We start from the raw sequence: 18,912 nt of genomic DNA, 5'->3' as shown, positions 1-18,912 counted from the left end.
TGCCTTCATCCGGCCGCGGATTCGTCCCCCGGCTCGGCGTCGTTCGGCTCACCGCGCCATGGTTCACAGGAGCGCGCGCCCCGGTGCGGTGGGCATCGGCTCGAACCAGGTGCCGACCTGCTCTCCGCGCAGTGCGGCGGCCGCGAGTCCGGTCGCGGTCACGAGCACGGCCGTGCCGGCGGACGCGGCCAGGCGAGCGGCCTTGACCTTGGTGTTGGCTCCGCCGGTGCCGACGCCGCCGTCCGCCTTGGTGGCCCCGAACTCCATGCCGCCCAGTTCCTCGTCGAAGCGGATGTGGTCGATCCGTTCAGCGCCGGGAAGGTGGGGGGGCTTGGTGTAGAGCGAGTCCACGTCACTGAGCAGGAGGAGCAGATCCGCCCTGATCAGCACGGACAGCATGGCGGCGAGCCGGTCGTTGTCGCCGAACCGCAGGCCGTAGGTGGCGACGGTGTCGTTCTCATTCACGATCGGCATGATGCGCAGGTCGAGCAGGCGGTTCACGGCACGGCGGGTGTTGCTGCGGTGCGGCTCGTTGAGCAGGTCACCCTCGGTGAGGAGCACCTGCCCGGCGGCAATGCCGTGCCGGTCCAGGGTCTCCTGGTAGCGGGCGGTGAGCACATTCTGCCCGACGGATGCCGCAGCCTGCTGGGTGGCCAGGTCGCTCGGCCGACCGTCGAGGTTGAGGAAGCTCATCCCGCTCGCCACGGCGCCTGAGGAGACCAGGACCACCTCGACGCCGCGCCCGTGGGTCTCGGCGAGGGCCTCGATCAACGGTGCGATCTGGTCGGCATTGTCACCGCTGATCGACGAGGAACCGACCTTCACCACGATGCGGCGGGCGGCGGAGACCTGGGCGCGGGCGCGGGCGCTCATTCGGTCCCGCCTTCCTTCGTGCCCTTCACCGGGACCGAACCGTCACCGGTCACCTCCCCATTGAATTCCTCTTCGCCGCTTGACCACATTCCGGCCTCACGTTCGCGGATGAGCTCCGCGCGGGCGGCCGCCTTGGCGTCCATCCGACCGAAGTACTCCTCGCGGCGCTCGTTGCTCGTGCGGCGCTTGGAATCGTCGAGCCGGGTGTCGGTGCCGCGCGGCGCGGTGATCAGCTCGGCGGTGGAGGTGAGCGTCGGCTCCCAGTCGAAGACGACTCCGTTGCCCGGGCCGATGATGACCGTCGAGCCGGCGATGGCGCCCGCCTTGAACAGTTCGTTCTCGATCCCGAGCTTGGCCAGCCGGTCCGCGAGGAACCCGACGGCTTCGTCGTTCTTGAAGTCGGTCTGCTGCACCCAGCGCTCGGGCTTGCTGCCGATGATGCGGTAGATGTTACCGAAGGACCCGCCCTCCACCTTGACCACGAAACCGCTGTCGTCAACGGCCTTGGGCCGGATGACGATGCGCGGCTTGAGCGCCTGGCTGGCCGCGGCCTCGACCCGGCCGGCTTCGACGACCTCGGCCAGGGCGTAGTTGAGCGCGCGGAGGCCCTCGTGGCTGACCGTGGAGATCTCGAAGACGCGGTAGCCGCGGGCCTCGAGGTCGCCCTTGACGAAGGCTGCGAGTTCGCGGGCCTCCGGCACGTCGATCTTGTTCAGGGCCACCAGCTGCGGGCGGTCCAGCAGGGGCTTCTGCCCCTCGGGGACGGGGTATGCGGCGAGTTCGCCGAGGATGACGTCGAGGTCGCTGAGCGGATCGCGGTCGGGGTCGAGGGTGGCGCAGTCGAGGATGTGCAGCAGCGCGGTGCAGCGTTCGACGTGGCGCAGGAACTCGAGCCCGAGGCCCTTGCCCTCGCTCGCGCCCTCGATCAGGCCGGGAACGTCTGCGACGGTGTAGCGAACCTCACCCGCGTCGACGACGCCGAGGTTGGGGTGCAGGGTGGTGAAGGGGTAGTCGGCGATCTTGGGGCGTGCGGCCGAGATCGCTGCGATCAGGCTGGACTTGCCGGCCGACGGGTAGCCGACGAGCGCGACATCCGCCACGGTCTTGAGCTCGAGCTGGACGTCGCCTTCCCAGCCGTAGGTGCCGAGCAGCGCGAAGCCGGGGGCCTTGCGCTTGGTCGACGCGAGGGCCGCGTTGCCGAGGCCGCCCTGGCCGCCCGGCGCAACGACGATCCGGGAGCCGGGTTCGGTCATGTCGGCGAGTTCATTGCCCTCGGCGTCCTTGACGACGGTGCCGAGCGGCACGGAGAGTTCCATCAGGTCGCTGGCGTAGCCGGCCCGGTGGTCGCCCATGCCGGGTCCGCCGTTGGTGGAGCTGCGGTGCGGTGAACGGTGGAAGCCGAGCAGCGTGGTTACCTGCGGGTCGGCGACGAGCACGATGTCCCCACCGTTGCCGCCGTTTCCGCCATCGGGGCCGGCGAGAGGCTTGAACTTCTCACGCTTGACGGAGACACAACCGTTCCCTCCGTTGCCCGCTCTCAGGTGCAGCGTGACGTGGTCAACGAATGTGGCCATGGGGGTGCCCCTTTCAGGTGGCGAAAACACGTCAGGGCGAGCCGAAGCCCGCCCTGACGATCAAGAGTTGTGGATGCCTACGCGGCAGCCACCACGATGTTGACGACCTTGCGGCCGCCCTTGGCGCCGAACTCAACCGAGCCGGACTCCAGGGCGAAGAGCGTGTCGTCTCCACCGCGGCCGACGTTGACTCCGGGGTGGAAGTGCGTGCCGCGCTGACGAACGATGATCTCGCCCGCGCTGACAACCTGACCACCGAAGCGCTTCACGCCGAGGCGCTGAGCGTTGGAGTCGCGACCGTTGCGAGTGGAACTCGCACCTTTTTTGTGTGCCATCTGTTCTTCTCCTCAGGCCTTAGGCGATGCCGGTGACCTGAACGCGTGTGAGCTCCTGACGGTGCCCCTGACGCTTCTTGTACCCGGTCTTGTTCTTGAACTTCTGGATGACGATCTTCGGACCACGGAGGTCGTTGAGGACCTCGGCGGTAACCGTGACCTTGGCCAGCGACTTCGAGTCAGAGGTGATCTTGTCGCCGTCGACGAGAAGCACGGCGGCCAGCTCGACGTTGCCGTCCTTATCAGCCTTGATTCGGTCCATCGTGACGATGGTCCCGACCTCTACCTTCTCCTGCCGCCCACCGGCGCGCACAACTGCGTAAACCACGTTACGTACCTAACTCTGGGGAGCCGTGAGGCTCCGATTCCTAAGATGGAAAGTTACTGCGTTGAACAAACCAAGTCGGCCCGTCGCTGTCAGAAAACCTTGGTGACCGCGCGGGCTCAGGCCCATCGCACACCAACAATCGACTTTAGCTGATCCTCCACCCCCGGTCAAACCGAGGGGGAACATAGAATCTGGTGATGACCGTCTTGATCGACAGCCCGATGTGGCCCGCCCACGGTACCATCTGGTCCCACCTTGTCAGCGATGACTCGCTGGACGAGTTGCATGCGTTTGCGGCCGCCAACGAGATCCCCCGCCGAGGGTTCGACCTCGACCATTACGACGTGCCCGAGCACCGGTACGACGCACTGGTGGCCGCTGGGGCGCATCCGGTAGGGAACCGGGAGCTCGTGCTGCGCCTGCGCGCCAGTGGTCTCCGGGTGCCACAGAAGGAACGCCGGAATCGAGCGATGCCGCCCATCGGTTAAACGCAGCGACCGATGGGTCACGGCCGAAGCCGCTCTCCATCGGTCGCCGGGCGGCGCCGTTCGTTACTGCGTGTCGCCGGGGGTGACGATCGGCTGCGCCGTGGCGGTCGAGCCGCCGGCGGTGGTGACCCGGCGGCTGCGCGCGCGCCCCTGGCCCGGCTGCTTGGGCTCGGGGAGCGACTCGAGCACCGAGTCGAGGAGCTGGTCGGTGACCTGCTTGCTGACCGTGCGCCTGCTGCGCGGAGACTTCGTCACCGGAATGTCGAGGATCGCCATGGACTCGGAACGATCGTCGACCAGCGGCTCGGCCGCGACAGAGGCCGCGACGGCAACCTCGGCAACGTTGTCCGGTGCAGCCTCGACCGGTGCGGCCTCGACCGCTGCCGCGGTCGGTTCCGCCAGTGCTGCGGGGACCACCGGGATGGACCCGGTCAGGGCGCGACTGATGGTGCGGGCCGCGATCTGCGCGAGGGCGTGCTTGGCGTCCTCGGTGATCCCGTGCGTGCCGGCTCCCGACTTCGTCGGTTCCGACTGCTGGTTCCCGGAGTTGCTCCCGCCGCGGGAGCCCCCGTCACCCCGGTGGGAGTGGTCGGTGCCGCCGCGGCTGTTGTCACGATTGCCGTTGCCGTTGCCGCTATCGCCGCTGTTGCCGGACTTGCTGCGCGGGCGACGCTCCATGGCGGGCTGGGCGGTCTGACGGTGCTTGACGACGGGGTCGTGGTGGATGACGATCCCCCGGCCGGCGCAGGCCTCGCAGTTCTCGCTGAAGGATTCGAGCAGTCCGAGGCCGAGCTTCTTTCGGGTCATCTGCACAAGACCGAGCGAGGTGACCTCGGCAACCTGGTGCTTGGTGCGGTCGCGGCTGAGGCATTCGAGCATGCGTCGAAGCACGAGGTCCCGGTTGGTCTCGAGAACCATGTCGATGAAGTCGACGACGATGATGCCGCCGATGTCGCGCAGACGCAGCTGGCGCACGATTTCTTCGGCCGCTTCGAGGTTGTTCTTGGTGACGGTTTCCTCGAGGTTTCCGCCGGAGCCGACGAACTTGCCCGTGTTGACGTCGACGACGGTCATGGCCTCCGTGCGGTCGATCACGAGCGAGCCACCCGATGGCAGCCAGACCTTGCGGTCAAGGGCCTTCTCGATCTGCTCTGAAATGCGGTACTCGTCGAAGGCGTCGACCTCACCCTCGTGGCGCTCGACCCGCTCGACCAGGTCGGGGGCCACCTGACGCAGGTAGGCCTCGATGATCTCCTGCGAGTCGTCACCGGAGATGACCATCTTCTGGAAGTCCTCGTTGAAGACGTCCCGGACGATCTTGATCAGCAGGTCGGGCTCGCTGTGCAGGAGGGCGGGCGCCTGCACGGTGTCAACCTGCTTGGCGATGGATGCCCACTGGGAGGTGAGGCGGTTCACGTCGAGGGTCAGCTGCTCGTCGGTGGCGCCCTCCGCCGCGGTGCGTACGATCACGCCGACGTTGTCGGGGAGAACTTCCTTGAGAATCTTCTTCAACCGGGCGCGCTCGGTGTCGGGCAGCTTGCGGCTGATCCCGTTCATCGAGCCATTGGGCACGTAGACGAGGTAGCGGCCCGGAAGGGAGACCTGGCTGGTCAGGCGCGCGCCCTTGTGGCCGATCGGGTCCTTCGTGACCTGCACGAGCACCTTGTCGCCCGGCTTGAGGGCCAGTTCGATCCGTCGGGCCTGGCTGCTGTTGCCGGAGTTTTCCGCTGCGGCGTCCCAGTCGACCTCGCCCGAGTAGAGCACGGCGTTTCGGCCGCGGCCGATGTCGACGAAGGCGGCTTCCATGCTCGGGAGCACATTCTGCACCCGGCCGAGGTAGACGTTACCGATGAGCGAGGCATCCTGGTTCTTGGCCACGTAGTGCTCGACGAGCACGCCGTCCTCGAGCACGCCGATCTGGATCTTGTTGTGCTTGGCGCGCACGACCATGACGCGGTCGACGGCCTCACGGCGGGCGAGGAACTCGGCCTCCGTGATCACGGGACGGCGGCGACCGGCATCCCGGCCGTCGCGGCGACGCTGCTTCTTGGCTTCGAGACGGGTGGACCCCTTGATTCGCTGGGGTTCGGTGATCAGCTCCGGCTCGCGCGGCGTGCGCACCCGAACGACGGTGTTCGCCGGGTCGTCCGAGCCGGACCGACCCTCGTCACCCGTGCGGCGCCGGGCACGGCGGCGCACTGTCGAGGCTTCGTCGCCGTCGTCGTCCTGATCCTGCCGTTGGTTGTCCTGACGCGGCGTTGTCTGGCGCGCACCGGTGCGGGCCGGGAGCGGGACGATGTTCGGTGCCTGGAAGAGGAGGGAGGTCGACGGACGTCGCACCTCGGCCTGTTCGACGGGCGGGGTGGTGAGGTCCACGTTGGTGTCCTGTTCCGCTGGGGTCTGGGGCGCGGCCTCGAAAGCGGATGTCGAATCGGCCGGCTCATTGCGTGTGGTCACGGCGCTGGTCTGCGTCGCGGTGGTGCTCGCGTCTCGGGCCGGGGCGACATCCGTCAGCACCGGCTGCGGCGCGGAGGCCGCCTCCGGCGTATTCGATGCGGCCGCGGAGGCTCGTCGGCTGGTCCTGCGACCACCGAACAGTCCCTTGCGTTTCTTGTTTTCGTTGTCTTCCACCATCACTGGTGCGCTCCTTGACCGGTTTTGGGCGACCGCGCCACCCATCCGGCTACTCTCTCGTGCGAGATTTCCGCTTGCGCAAAAACCCCGGGAATCCTCTTCGTTCGCAACCGGCTCTTGGCTCTGGCTGCTAATACCTTTGGTCGTGGGACCAATGAATCTGGGCTTTCACCGCCCATTAGGCCTTCTGGCGTCGGCTTGAGCGCGGCTCAAGCGACTTCCTCGATTATCGCATGCATTCTCAGGATCACGCGCGAGGCTCATGACATAATCCGAGGGTGCCGCAGCCCGTGATATCCAAGCGCCCCGTTGGGCTCGCCATTCTGCTTATCATCGGGGGTTTGGTCGCCTTGACCGCGGCCTTCCTGCTCACGCTGGACAAGATCCACGTCCTCGAGGATCCGCAGGCGCAGCTGTCCTGCAACTTCAGCGTGCTGGTCGGCTGCAGCACCAATCTGGGCTCCTGGCAGGGTGCCATCTTCGGCTTCCCCAACCCGCTGATCGGCCTGGTCGGCTGGACCGTTGTGATCACCATCGGCGCGGCGATCCTCGCCGGGGCTCGGTTCGCCCGCTGGTTCTGGATCTGCCTGAACGTGGGCGTCACCGCCGCGCTCGCCCTGGTGGTCTGGCTGATGGCGCAGAGCTTCTTCGTGCTCGATGTGCTGTGCCCGTGGTGCATGGTGACCTGGGTCGTGACGATCCCGGTCTTCCTCGCGGTCACCCTGCACAATCTGACCGAGGGGAACCTGCCGGCATCCGCTGCGGTGCGCAGGTTCGCCGCGGGAGCGTATTCCTGGATCGTCGTGCTCACGATCGGCTGCTACCTGGTTGCCGCCACCATCGCCCAGGTGCAGATGGACTTCCTGCACCGCCTCTGATCGCGCCGAATCACCTCGCCGAACTGTGAGAAAAGACCACCCCCGGCGGGCCGGAGGCGGTCTTTTCTCACAGTTCGGCGTGGGGGGTTAGGCGAACCAGAGCGCCAGTTCACGTGCGGCGGACTCGGGCGAGTCTGAGCCGTGGACCAGGTTCTGCTGCACCTTGACACCCCAGTCGCGGCCGAGGTCACCGCGGATGGTGCCGGGTGCCGCGGTCGTGGGGTCTGTCGTTCCGGCCAGGGCGCGGAAGCCCTCGATGGCCCGGTTTCCGGCGATCCGGAGCGCGAGGATGGCGCCGCTCTCCATGAATTCCAGGAGCGGTTCGAAGAACGGCTTGCCCTCGTGCTCGGCGTAGTGCTCGGCGAGGAGCGACCGGTCCGGCTGAACCAGCTTCACGTCGACGAGGGAGTAGCCCTTCGCTTCGATCCGGCGCAGGATCTCTCCGGACAGGCCGCGGGCGACGCCATCAGGCTTGACCAATACAAGGGTTTCTTCGATCTGGGTGCTCATGAGCTCTCCTTCTGGTTGTCTAATCTGGTGCCGACGACCATGCAGTACGTCCACATGGCGGCGAACATTGCGCCGACGAGAAACATTGTGGGATTGAGGAATCCGCTGGCCAGGACGATGGCCTGCACGCCCCAGCCGGCATAGTACGACCAGCTCGCGCCGAGCAGTCCGATGACCGCGACCATCGCCAGGCAGAGTGCCGCTCCCCCGCCGAGCGCCAGCCAGGCCGGCAGCGCGCCGAGCCCGAAAATGACCAGCGCGGCGAGGAAGACGACGATGATCTCGAAGCCCAGCACGATCGAGGCGAGCGTTCGCTTCACCGAGCGTTGGCTCATTTCGCCAGCCATTCCCGCGCGTCGGCGAGGGCGATGGCCTCGCCGACGAGGGTGATCGACCCGGTGACGATGACCGCGCGCTTGGGGGATTCCTCGGCCCAGTCCCTGGCGGATTCGAGGGCCTGGGCGAGGTCGTCGAAGCGGATGGTGGTGTCCTCCCCGGCCGACTCGGCGACCAGGTCGGCCAGGTCGTCGACGGGAATGGCGCGTTCGGAGTGGGACGCGGTGACGTGGAATCGGGTGACGACCGGCTGGAGCGCCGCGATGATCCCCGTTGCGTCCTTGTCGGAGAGGATCCCGACCACGGCGACGATCTCGTCGAAGTCGAAGTAGGCGTCCAGGGCCGCGGCCAGGGCGGCCGCACCGTGCGGGTTGTGCGCGGCATCCACGAGCACGGTCGGTTCGACGCCGACCAGCTGCAGCCGGCCCGGTGAGGTCGCCGAGGCCAGACCCTCCTCGACGAGGTCGTAGCCGAGCTCCTGGCTGCCGGCCCCGATGAAGGACTCCACGGCGGCGATCGCGACGGCCGCGTTCTGCGCCTGATGGGTGCCGTAGAGCGGCAGGAACAGGTCGGAGTAGGTGCCGGCGAGCCCGCGCACCGAGATGAGCTGCCCACCGACCGCGACCTGGCTGTCGAGGAGGGCGAAGTCTTCGCCTTCGCTGGCCAGGGTCGATTCGGTCAGTTCGACGGCCCGTTCGAGTTCGGCCTGTGCCGGGCCCGTCTGCCTGGCGGTGACGACGGATGACGCGGGCTTGATGATCCCGGACTTGGTGCGCGCGATCTCCGCGATCGTGTCGCCGAGGCGCTTGGTGTGGTCCAACGCGATCGGCGTGATCACGGCGACCTGCCCGTCGGCGACATTGGTCGAGTCCCACTCGCCGCCCATGCCGACCTCGATCACCGCGACGTCGACGGGGGCGTCGGCGAAGCAGGCGAACGCCAGCACGGTGAGCGCCTCGAAGAAGGTCAGCGGCTCATCGCCGGCCGCCGTGAGCTCGTCGTCGACCATGGCCAGGAACGGGGTGATGTCGTCCCAGTTCGCGGCGAGGGCCGCGTCGTCGATGGGCTCCCCGTCGATCACGATGCGCTCGTTGAGCCGCACCAGGTGCGGGCTGATCAGCAGTCCGGTGCGCAAGCCGTACGCCCGAAGCAGACTCTCGGCGATCCGGCTGGTGCTGGTCTTCCCGTTGGTGCCGGTGATGTGGATGATCGGGTAGACGGTTTGCGGGTCACCGAGCAGCTCGAGGGCACGCCTGGTCGGTTCGAGCCGCGGCCGCGGGGAGCCCTCGCCGACCCGGGTGAGGAGCGCCGCGTAGACGGCGTCGCCGGCCTCGCGCCCGGCATCGTTTGCTTTGGGGCTGGACTTAGACATGGATGAGTCCGTTCTCTCTGGCGACGGCGACCAGCACGGCACCCTGGTTGGCGTACTGGCCGGCTTCGAAGCGGACGTAGTGTTCGACGGGCGCGCCGACCAGACCGGGGAGCCACTCGGAGGGCAGGGTCGCGGTCAGCAACTCGGCGTCGCTGTCGACGACGCGGTGGGTGGCGAAGCGGGTGGTCAGGGTTTCGGTCGGCACGTCGACTTCGGCGGCCAGGGCGAAGGTGGCCGCGTCTTTGTCGTCGAAGAAGACCAGATCGAGGCGGATGCGGTCGCTCACCTCGAATCCGGCGGACTTTCGGGTGTCCTGCACGGCCCGGATCAGGTCCCTGGCGAAGCCCTCGGCCTCGAGTTCGGCGGTCGTGGTCGTGTCCAGCAGCACGAAGCCGCCACCGGCGAGCAGGGCGAGCGCCGTCGTGTCGCCTGAGTCGGCGGCCGGGTCACTGTCGGCGGTCTGGTTGCCGGTCTGCAGCACCAGCTCGTACTCCCCCGGGGCGAGTTCGATCCCGCCCGCGGTGACGATGCCGTTGGTCTCGCTCCAGTCCCCGGCGCGGGCGGCCTTGATCACCTGCTGCACCTGCTTGCCGAGGCGCGGGCCGGCGGCCCTGGCGTTCACGTTCAGCCGGGAGGTGACGCCGTAGGCGGTCGCGCTGTCGGCGGCGAGTTCGACCAGAGAGACGTTCTTGACGTTGAGTTCGTCGCGCAGGATGGCCTCGAACGGCGCCATCGCGGCGGTATCGGTGGTGACCACGGTGAGGTTCGCCAGCGGCAGCCGCACCCGCAGCCCGGCCTGCTTGCGCAGGGAGAGCACAGTGGAACTGATGGTGCGCACCTGGTCCATGGCGGCCACCAGCACGTCGTCGGCCGGGAACAGTTCCGGATCCGGCCAGTCGGCCAGGTGCACGCTGCGACCGCCGGTGAGTCCCTGCCAGATGCGCTCGGTGACGAGCGGGAGCAGCGGCGCGGCGACCCTGGTGACCGTTTCGAGCACGGTGTAGAGGGTGTCGAAGGCCTCGCTGCCGGCGGCGCCCGAGACCGTGGCCCCGGCCCAGAACCGGTCGCGCGACCGACGCACGTACCAGTTGGTCAGCACGTCGGCGAAGTCGCGGAGCCGGGCGGAGGCGAGGGTGCTGTCCAGGTTCTCGAGGTCGGCGGTGACTCCACCGATCAGGGCGCCGGTCTTGGCCAGCAGGTAGCGGTCGAGCACATCGGTGGAGTCGGTGCGCCAGCTCGCGTCGTAGCCGGTGTCGCCGGACGCGTTGGCGTAGAGGGAGAAGAAGTACCAGGTGCTCCAGAGCGGGAGCATCACCTGGCGGGCGCCCTCGCGGATGCCCTCCTCCGTGACGATGAGGTTGCCGCCGCGGAGCACGGACGAGCTCATCAGGAACCAGCGCATCGCATCCGACCCGTCGCGGTCGAAAACCTCGTTCACGTCGGGGTAGTTGCGCAGCGACTTGGACATCTTCTGCCCGTCGTTGCCGAGGACGATGCCGTGGCTGACGACGTTCTTGAAGGCCGGACGGTCGAACAGGGCGGTCCCGAGCACGTGCAGCATGTAGAACCAGCCGCGGGTCTGGCCGATGTATTCGACGATGAAGTCGGCCGGGTTGTGGCTGTCGAACCAGTCCCGGTTCTCGAACGGGTAGTGCACCTGGGCGAACGGCATCGAGCCGGAGTCGAACCAGACGTCGAGCACATCCGTGATGCGGCGCATGGTCGACTGCCCGGTCGGGTCGTCGGGGTTGGGCCTGGTGAGCTCGTCGATGTGCGGGCGGTGCAGATCGGTGGGGCGAACGCCGAAGTCGGCCTCGAGCTCGTCGAGGGAGCCGTAGACGTCGATCCGCGGGTAGTCGGGGTTGTCGCTCTTCCAGACCGGGATCGGCGAACCGAAGTACCGGTTGCGGCTGATCGACCAGTCGCGGGCGTTCCCGATCCACTTGCCGAACTGGCCGTCCTTGACGTTCTCCGGGACCCAGTTGATGTCCTGGTTGAGCACCTCCATGCGGTCCCGGAAGTCGGTCACCCGCACGAACCAGCTCGAGACGGCCTTGTAGATGAGCGGGTTGCGGCAGCGCCAGCAGTGCGGGTAGGAGTGCTCGTAACTGGCCTGGCGGAGCAGGCGGCCCTCCGCCCGGATCAGCTGGGTGAGCGGCTTGTTCGCGTCGGACCAGAGCTGACCGGCGACCTCGGGGACGTCGGGCAGGAACCTTCCGCCGTCGTCGAGGGAGATGATGACCGGGATGCCGGCGGCCTCACAGATCCGCTGGTCCTCTTCGCCGTATGCGGGTGCCTGGTGCACGATCCCGGTGCCGTCCGCGGTGGTGACGTAGTCGGCGACGACGATCGTCCAGGCGTTCTGGGTGCCCCAGAGCGCGGTGTCCGCGTAATAGTCGAAGAGCCGGTCGTAGGAGACGCCCTCGAGGTCGCTGCCGAGCACGGTGCGGGAGATGGCCTCGCTTGCCTCCGCGGCGGACTCGTAGCCGAGGTCCTTGGCGTAGTTGCCGACGAGGTCGATGGCGATCAGGTACTCGGCGCCGAGCACCCGGGCCGCGGAATCCGATCGTCCGGTCTCCTCGCGGAGGACCGTGGCGTCGGGGGTGCCGTTCGGGCCCGCCGGCACAACGGCATACACAATCTGCGGTCCGACGGCCAGGGCGAGGTTGGTCGGCAGGGTCCAGGGGGTCGTGGTCCAGGCGAGCGCGCGCACCGCGGTCAGGCCGAGGGACTCCGCCTTGGTACCCACGAGCGGGAACGTGACCGTGACGGTCTGGTCCTGGCGCATCTTGTAGACGTCGTCGTCCATCCGCAGCTCGTGGTTGGACAGCGGGGTCTGGTCGCGCCAGCAGTAGGGCAGCACTCGGTAGCCCTCGTAGGCCAGGCCCTTGTCGTGCAGCCGCTTGAAGGCCCAGATCACGGACTCCATGTAGGTGATGTCGAGGGTCTTGTAGTCGTTCTCGAAGTCGACCCAGCGGGCCTGGCGGGTGACGTACTCCTCCCAGACCTTGGTGTACTTGAGCACGGAACTGCGGGCGACGGCGTTGAAGGCGCCGATTCCCATCTTTTCGATCTCGCTCTTGTCGACGATGCCGAGCTCGCGTTCGGCCTCGAGCTCGGCCGGCAGCCCGTGGGTGTCCCAGCCGAACCGGCGGTGCACCTGCTTGCCGCGCATGGTCTGGAAGCGCGGGAAGAGGTCCTTCGCATACCCGGTCAGGAGGTGGCCGTAGTGCGGCAGACCGTTGGCGAACGGCGGGCCGTCATAGAAGACCCACTCCGGGGCACCGTCGCGGTTGTCGATCGACGCCTGGAAGGTGGCGTCGTCCTTCCAGAACGAGAGCACCTCGGTTTCGAGCTGGGGGAAGTTCGGCGACGGCACGATGGCTGCGCTCTGCCGGGCGGCCGAATCTGATTGCTGACCTTTGGGGTACGTCATGCTTCTCCTGGACGAGTCGGAAGTTTCCGGGTGAGCGAAAACTGCCCTGTTCCACGAGGACGCCGACTCCGAAAGGAAACGCCGCGGTACCACCTCGCTTGCCGACCGGTTGACCGGACGACCGCTTGTTCAGAGGCTGTGACGGGCCCGACCCGTTCGGTTCTACCAGGCCCCGGGAGGGCCGTTCTTCCGAAGACTCACCGGTGATGGCCGGATCATAGTCATGCGTGCACGATTCTACCCTGCCGCATCCGCCGGGTGGAATTCTGTGTCGCTGCCCCGTGTTTTACGATGGACCATTGGCGGCCCGGCACGGGCGGCTCCCCGACCAGCACAACTCGGCCGTTCCCCGCCGTGGAAAGAGATTCCCATCATGCGCTCCCCGGTTCATTCTCGCTCAGCCGCCCTCGGCGCCGTCCTGGCCGCCGGCCTGCTGCTCACCTCCTGCGCGGCCTCGCCCGACGCCGTCGACAGCACCACTCCGGTCAAGGGAGGCACCCTCACCTACGCGTCGGGAGACGCCGAACCGACCTGCCTCGACCCGCACGTCGGCGGCAATTACCCGCAGGCCCTGATCAGCACTCAATACCTCGAGTCTCTGGTTTCCCGGGACAGCAACGGCACCATCATTCCCTGGCTCGCCAAGTCCTGGACCGAAAGCCCCGATGGACTGTCCTGGGAGTTCACATTGAAGGACGGCGTGACCTTCACGGATGGGACCCCGCTCAACGCGGCCGCCGTGCAGGCCAACATCGCCCACTTGCAGGACCCCGAGACCGGCTCGTCGACCGGCTACCTGGCCCTGGCCAAGGTCGCCGGCACCGAAGCCGTCTCTGCGAACGTGGTTCGCGTCACTCTCAGTGAGCCGGACAGCGCTCTGCTCGAGTCGCTGACCCAGCCGTGGCTGGCGATCGAGTCCCCCGCCGGCCTCGCCCGCGGCGTGGAGGAGAACTGCGCGGCTCCCGTCGGCACCGGCCCATTCATGGTCGAGAGCTGGGTGAAGCAGGACTCGGTCGTGCTTGTGCGCAACCCGGACTACACGTCACCGCCCGCCGACGCCGACCACACCGGCCCGGCCTACCTGGCGAAAATCGTCTGGCGGTTCATCCCCGACTCCGCGTCCCGTTTCGCGGCCTTGCAGGCCGGCGACGTCGACGTGATCGACAACGCCCAGCCGGACACCATCGTGCAGGCCGAGAAGGGCGACTCGATCCGGCACCTCGACGCACCCCGGCCCGGAGCCTCGAACCGGATCGAACTCAACTCGTCCAAGGCTCCCTTCAACGACCCGCTCGTTCGTGAGGCCTTCATCCGCTCGGCCAACGTCGACGACGCTGTGGCCAGCCTCTTCCAGGGAACGGCCACCCGCTCCTACTCCGCGCTGTCCAGCGTCGAGGCTGCTGGGATCTCACGGCCGGACCTGTTCGGTTACGACGCCCAGGCGGCCGAGACCCTGCTCGACTCCGCCGGCTGGACCGCCCGTGACTCGGCCGGCTACCGGGTGAAGGACGGCGCACGCCTGACCGTCGAATTCCCGGTGAGCACGAACCAGTCCATCCCCGCCGAACAGTCCTTGTTCGAGCAGATCCAGGCGACCGCGAAGAAGACCGGCTTTGACGTGGTGCTCACCCCGATGGACCTCTCCAGCTGGTACACCGCGCTCGGTGAGAACGCCTACGACGCCGTCAGCGCCCCGTACACCAAGGTCGGCCCTGATGTGCTGCGCATCCTCTTCGACTCCGCCGGCATCGTTCCCGCGCCGAGCGGCTACTTCGCCAACCACGCCCAGGTGAACGATCCGAAGGTCGACACGCTGCTCACCGAGGCCACGGCGGTCACGGATGCCGCCAAGCGCGCCTCGCTCTACAGCCAGGCCCAGAACCGTGTGCTCGAGGGCTTCTACATCCTGCCGCTCTACGACCAGCAGAACCACTACCTGCTTCGCTCCGATGTCACCGGCGCCCGCGCCATGCCGACCGTGTCCACGCCCACGTTCTACGACGCCTGGCTTCCGGCCGAGTGACCGACGCCGCGGCGGGCGCCCACCGGCCTGACGGAGCACGCTCCGTCGGGCCGGACCGGGCTGTGCCGCGGCGCGCCCTCCGGCTCTCGGTCCCCGCCCTGGTCGCCGCCCGCCTGGCCGGGGCGGTCTTCGTGCTCTGGGCGGTCGCCACGATCACCTTCTTCGCCGTCAGGCTGATCCCGGGCGACCCGGCCGAGGCCATCCTCGGCGGCCCCGGCTCGCAGACCTCCCCGGAGGCACTGGCCGCCGTGCGCGCCCAGTACGGGCTCGACCAGCCCGTCCTGGTGCAGTACCTGGCGCAACTGGGCCGCCTGGCCACCGGCGACTTCGGTCGCTCCTATGCCCTGAGGCAGGACGTCGCCCCCCTCCTGGTCGGCCAGCTCGGCGGCACGCTTCTGCTGGCGACCCTCGCCCTTGTCGTCGCCTGGTTCTTCGCGCTCCTGCTCGCCACCTGGTCCACCCGCGGCGACCGACTCGCCCGCCGGATCGGATCCGGCCTGGAGATCGTCGCCGCTGCGCTGCCTCACTTCTGGCTCGCCACCGCACTGATCGTGCTGTTCAGCGTCTGGCTGGGTTGGCTACCGCCGATCAGCACTTCAGGGCCGGCCGGCCTCGTGCTGCCCGTGCTCACCCTCGCCATTCCCCTGGCCGGGTTCCTTGGCCAGATCATGCGCGAGTCCCTGCTCACCGCCCTCGAATCACCGTTCGTGCTCTCGGCCAGGGCGCGTGGCGAGGGCGAACGCGGGGTGCGCTGGATCCATGCGCTCCGGCACGCGTCCCTTCCGGCGATCAGCCTCTCCGGCTGGGCGTTCGGCTCCCTGATCAGCGGCGCCGTCGTCGTCGAGACCATCTTCGCCCGGCCCGGGCTCGGTCGCACCATGCTCAACGCCGTCACCGTGCGCGACGTGCCCGTCGTGATCGGGGTCGTGATGATCGTTGCCGCGGGGTACATCCTGATGACCGTCGCCACCGACCTCGCCCAGTGGATCGCGGACCCGAGATTGCGGCGCCGATGAGCGAGCTCGAGATCCAGGCCGGGCTCGGCCGCCTCGAACGGGCCAGGACCCCGCGTCGCCAGATCGGCGTCGCGGAGGCGCTCGCCCTGGCCTTCGCGCTGTTCCTCGTCGTGGCCGCCTTCGTCCCGTCGTTTGTCGCCCCGGGCGACCCGCTGGCGATCGACCCGCTGTCGGCTTTCCAGGCGCCGAACCCCGGTCACTGGTTCGGCACCGACGAGTCCGGCCGCGATATCTTCACCAGGGTCAGCCACGGCACGGGAGGCTCGTTGGCGATCGGCACGCTGGCCACCGCGCTCGGCCTCGGCCTCGGGATCCTGCTGGGCACGATGGCCGGGATGCTGGGTCGGGTCGTTGACTTCACCGTGAATCGTTTTCTCGAGGTGATGTTCGCGTTCCCCGGGTTGCTCCTGGCCCTGCTCGTCATCCTCGTCTTCGGCCCGGGCGCCCAGACGGCGACCGTGGCCGTCGGGTTGGCCACGGCGCCCGGCTATGCCCGGATCATCCGGGCCCAGCTCATCTCGGTGCGGTCGTCGGCTTTTGTCGAAGCGGCCACCGTGCTCGGCCGCGGCCCCTGGCAGATCCTTTGGCGGCACATCCTGCCGAACACGCTGGCACCGTTGTTCGTGCTCGGCACCCTCGGCATCGGCCAGGCCATCGTCTGGGCATCGGCGCTGAGTTACCTTGGGCTCGGCGCAGCCCCGCCGGCCGCCGAATGGGGCGCCATGCTCTCGGCCGGCCGCACCTACATCACCTCGGCCTGGTGGATGGCGTTCTTCCCCGGGCTGTTCATCGTGCTCACCGCGATCACTGCCACGAGCCTCGGCCGCGCCATCGAACGACGATTGAGGCACGCATGAGCCAGGGCACGCATCCGGTCGGTCATCGTTCGGCGGCACCGGGGCCGCTCGTCTCCATGCTCCGCGTCCGCGACCTCACGGTGGGGTTCGGGCAGCCGGGAGAGAACCCGGTCGTCTCCGGGCTCTCCTTCGACATCGCGCCGGGCGAGTGCCTGGCGCTGGTCGGCGAGTCGGGCTCCGGAAAGAGCGTCACCGCCAGGAGCCTGATCGGCCTGGCCGGGGACACCGCCTGGCTTGAGGCCACCGAACTCGCGATCAACGGCAATGATGTCCTCGGCCTGACCGAGGGCGAATGGCGTCGCCGTCGCGGCCGGGATGTCGGACTGGTGCTGCAGGATGCACTCGTCTCCCTCGATCCGCTTCGCCCAATCGGCCGCGAGATCGCCGATTCACTCCGTTTGCACACCACCCTCGACCGGGCGGCCCGGCGGGAACGGGTGCAGGACGTGCTCAAGCGAGTCGGTCTGCCGGACGGGCGGACCCGGGTACGCCAACGGTCGGGTGAGCTGTCCGGCGGGCAACGCCAGCGGGCCCTGATTGCCGCCGCGATCGCTCTCGACCCGCCGCTTCTGCTCGTCGACGAGCCCACGACGGCCCTCGATGTGACCGTGCAGGCGCAGATCCTCGAGCTCCTGGAGAGTCTCAAGGCGCGTGGCACGGCCATCCTGCTGATCAGCCACGACCTCGCCGTTGTGGGCCGGATCGCCGACCGGATCGCCGTGATGAGTGCCGGCCGGATCGTGGAACAGGGGCGGACCGCGCGGTTGCTCGCCGCGCCGCGGCAGGAGCAGACCAGACGGATGATCGCGGCGATTCCGGTCGACAAGCCCCGCGGAACCCGCCTCACTGCTCCACCGGCCGAGGCATCCCCGGTGGTACCCGTGGTAGCGCTCGCGGCGATGCCGGCGCCCGGCGAGGTCGTGCTGGAAACGATCGGGCTGGTCAAGAACTTCCGCCAACCGGACGGCACCGTGATGTCCGCGGTGGACGGAATCTCGTTCCAGCTCGCCCGCGGGACCACCCTCGGCCTGGTCGGAGAGTCCGGGTCGGGCAAGACCACGACGGCGCGTCTGCTGCTGGCGCTCAGCCGGCCGGACGCGGGTGAAGTGCGCGTGCTCGGCCGCCCGTTCAGTGCGGCCTCCGAGCGGGAGCGCCGCCGGCTGCGGCCCGAGCTCGGCGCGATCTACCAGGACGCCCTCAGCTCCTTCGACCCCCGACTCACGGTCGGAGCGGTGCTTCGCGACGCCGTGCGGGGCGCGCGTCGCCAGGCGAGGCCCTGGTTCGCCGGGGACGGCCCCGAACGGCCGGACCTCCAGGTGGGAAGAACGGCCTCCGGCGACCGGGCGAGGGTGCTCGAGCTGCTCGACCAGGTGTCGCTCCCGTCGGCGCTTCTGAGCCGGCGCCCGCTGAGCCTCTCCGGCGGTCAGCGCCAGCGGGTCGGGATCGCGCGGGCCCTCGCCTCGGATCCGCAGATCCTCGTCTGCGACGAGCCCGTTTCGGCCCTGGACGTGACCGTGCAGGCCCAGGTTCTCGACCTGCTCGACGAGCTTCAGCGCGAACGGGGGCTCAGCCTGCTCGTTATCTCGCACGACCTGGGCGTGATCCAGCACGTCAGCGACCGGGTCGCCGTGATGCTGGCCGGCCGGATTGTGGAGACCGGCCCAACCGAGCAGGTGTTCGGGGCGCCGGTGCACCCGTACACCCGGTCCCTGCTGGCAGCGGTCCCCCGGCTGGCCTAACCACGCGCGGGTCTCACGGACTCCCTTGAAGGAGTGCTGAGGTCAGGCGGCCCGCTGGTCGAGCGGCCCGGTGTTCGAGCTCGTCGGTGGTCGAGCCTGTCGAGACCTCGCGGACGGTCAGCCCGGCCCGGTGGTCGAGCCCGTCGAGACCCTCGCGGGCGGTCAGCCCGGCCCGGTGGTCGAGCCCGTCGAGACCTCGCGGACGCTCACCCCGGCCCGGTGGTCGAGCCTGTCGAGACCCTCGCGGACGCTCAGCCCGGCCCGGTGGTCGAGCCCGTCGAGACCTCGCGGACGCTCAGCCCGGCCCGGTGGTCGAGCCCGTCGAGACCCTCGCGGACGCTCAGCCTGGCCCGGTGGTCGAGCCCGTCGAGACCCGGCGGGTCAGCCTGGCCCGGTGGTCGAGCCTGTCGAGACCGGGGTGAGGGTGGGGTGTTGGGCGCGGTGGGTGGCGCCGGGGATCCAGGTGGTGGTGGTGCCGGCCCAGGCGGGGGCGGCGACCTGGGGTTTGCCGCG

Annotated in this window: 15 protein-coding genes; 6 read left to right on the top strand and 9 right to left on the bottom strand. The window is 68.6% G+C overall.

The features are described from left to right. Positions 1 to 63: 63 nt before the first annotated feature. From proB to rplU, 4 genes are all read right to left on the bottom strand, one after another. A complete protein-coding gene (gene proB / locus QMG61_RS14935) occupies positions 64 to 873 on the bottom strand; it encodes a glutamate 5-kinase (RefSeq protein ID WP_283495123.1) in 810 nt (269 codons plus the stop codon). Next, positions 870 to 2,447 carry a GTPase ObgE gene (gene obgE, locus QMG61_RS14930; protein ID WP_283495122.1) on the bottom strand — a complete coding sequence of 526 codons (1,578 nt, stop codon included), beginning with the start codon at positions 2,445 to 2,447 and terminating at the stop codon, positions 870 to 872. The genes proB and obgE overlap by 4 nt, the downstream gene beginning before the upstream one ends. 77 nt (positions 2,448 to 2,524) lie before the next feature. After that, the gene (gene rpmA / locus QMG61_RS14925) at positions 2,525 to 2,782 is read right to left on the bottom strand and encodes a 50S ribosomal protein L27 (protein ID WP_134507497.1); all 258 of its coding nucleotides are present in this window, start codon (positions 2,780 to 2,782) and stop codon (positions 2,525 to 2,527) included. A gap of 19 nt (positions 2,783 to 2,801) precedes the next feature. Further along, entirely contained in the window at positions 2,802 to 3,110 is a 309-nt protein-coding gene (gene rplU, locus QMG61_RS14920; RefSeq protein WP_134447928.1) for a 50S ribosomal protein L21, read from the bottom strand. 197 nt (positions 3,111 to 3,307) lie between these two features. Between rplU and QMG61_RS14915 the strand changes: the two genes are divergently transcribed. Further along, positions 3,308 to 3,598 (top strand): DUF4031 domain-containing protein, encoded by a 291-nt coding sequence (locus QMG61_RS14915; protein WP_283495121.1) that lies wholly within the window; start codon positions 3,308 to 3,310, stop codon positions 3,596 to 3,598. Positions 3,599 to 3,661: 63 nt separating this feature from the next. Here QMG61_RS14915 and QMG61_RS14910 read toward each other — a convergent pair whose 3' ends face one another. Further along, positions 3,662 to 6,232 carry an Rne/Rng family ribonuclease gene (locus QMG61_RS14910; RefSeq protein WP_283495145.1) on the bottom strand — a complete coding sequence of 857 codons (2,571 nt, stop codon included), beginning with the start codon at positions 6,230 to 6,232 and terminating at the stop codon, positions 3,662 to 3,664. A gap of 278 nt (positions 6,233 to 6,510) precedes the next feature. Here QMG61_RS14910 and QMG61_RS14905 point away from each other — a divergent pair, with 278 nt between their 5' ends. After that, complete coding sequence (locus QMG61_RS14905; protein WP_349358585.1) at positions 6,511 to 7,110, top strand: vitamin K epoxide reductase family protein; 600 nt, start codon at positions 6,511 to 6,513, stop codon at positions 7,108 to 7,110. 87 nt (positions 7,111 to 7,197) lie between these two features. On the opposite strand, the gene ndk is transcribed toward QMG61_RS14905, so the two are convergent. From ndk to ileS, 4 genes are read right to left on the bottom strand one after another with little or no spacing between them, the layout of a single operon-like run. After that, on the bottom strand, positions 7,198 to 7,620 hold the full coding sequence (gene ndk, locus QMG61_RS14900) for a nucleoside-diphosphate kinase (RefSeq protein ID WP_283495120.1): 423 nt from the start codon (positions 7,618 to 7,620) through the stop codon (positions 7,198 to 7,200). Further along, the gene (locus QMG61_RS14895; RefSeq protein ID WP_283495119.1) at positions 7,617 to 7,955 is read right to left on the bottom strand and encodes a DUF4233 domain-containing protein; all 339 of its coding nucleotides are present in this window, start codon (positions 7,953 to 7,955) and stop codon (positions 7,617 to 7,619) included. The genes ndk and QMG61_RS14895 overlap by 4 nt, the downstream gene beginning before the upstream one ends. Then, the gene (locus QMG61_RS14890; protein WP_283495118.1) at positions 7,952 to 9,328 is read right to left on the bottom strand and encodes a bifunctional folylpolyglutamate synthase/dihydrofolate synthase; all 1,377 of its coding nucleotides are present in this window, start codon (positions 9,326 to 9,328) and stop codon (positions 7,952 to 7,954) included. The genes QMG61_RS14895 and QMG61_RS14890 overlap by 4 nt, the downstream gene beginning before the upstream one ends. Next, positions 9,321 to 12,764 (bottom strand): isoleucine--tRNA ligase, encoded by a 3,444-nt coding sequence (gene ileS / locus QMG61_RS14885; protein WP_283495117.1) that lies wholly within the window; start codon positions 12,762 to 12,764, stop codon positions 9,321 to 9,323. The genes QMG61_RS14890 and ileS overlap by 8 nt, the downstream gene beginning before the upstream one ends. A gap of 373 nt (positions 12,765 to 13,137) precedes the next feature. Here ileS and QMG61_RS14880 point away from each other — a divergent pair, with 373 nt between their 5' ends. The 4 genes from QMG61_RS14880 to QMG61_RS14865 are packed head-to-tail and all read left to right on the top strand — an operon-like array spanning position 13,138 to position 18,399. After that, positions 13,138 to 14,787, top strand: coding sequence for an ABC transporter substrate-binding protein (locus QMG61_RS14880; protein WP_283495116.1), 1,650 nt, complete (start codon positions 13,138 to 13,140; stop codon positions 14,785 to 14,787). Then, a complete protein-coding gene (locus QMG61_RS14875) occupies positions 14,784 to 15,803 on the top strand; it encodes an ABC transporter permease (RefSeq protein ID WP_502847049.1) in 1,020 nt (339 codons plus the stop codon). Before QMG61_RS14880 ends, QMG61_RS14875 begins: the two co-directional genes overlap by 4 nt. Further along, positions 15,800 to 16,660 (top strand): ABC transporter permease, encoded by an 861-nt coding sequence (locus tag QMG61_RS14870; RefSeq protein WP_283495115.1) that lies wholly within the window; start codon positions 15,800 to 15,802, stop codon positions 16,658 to 16,660. The genes QMG61_RS14875 and QMG61_RS14870 overlap by 4 nt, the downstream gene beginning before the upstream one ends. Next, positions 16,657 to 18,399, top strand: a complete 1,743-nt coding sequence (locus QMG61_RS14865; protein WP_283495114.1) for a dipeptide ABC transporter ATP-binding protein — start codon at positions 16,657 to 16,659, stop codon at positions 18,397 to 18,399. Before QMG61_RS14870 ends, QMG61_RS14865 begins: the two co-directional genes overlap by 4 nt. Positions 18,400 to 18,912 lie beyond the last annotated feature (513 nt).

The organism is Cryobacterium sp. PH31-AA6, assembly GCF_030063195.1.
Taxonomy (GTDB): Bacteria; Actinomycetota; Actinomycetes; order Actinomycetales; family Microbacteriaceae; genus Cryobacterium.
This window is presented reverse-complemented; position numbering and strand designations above follow the sequence as displayed.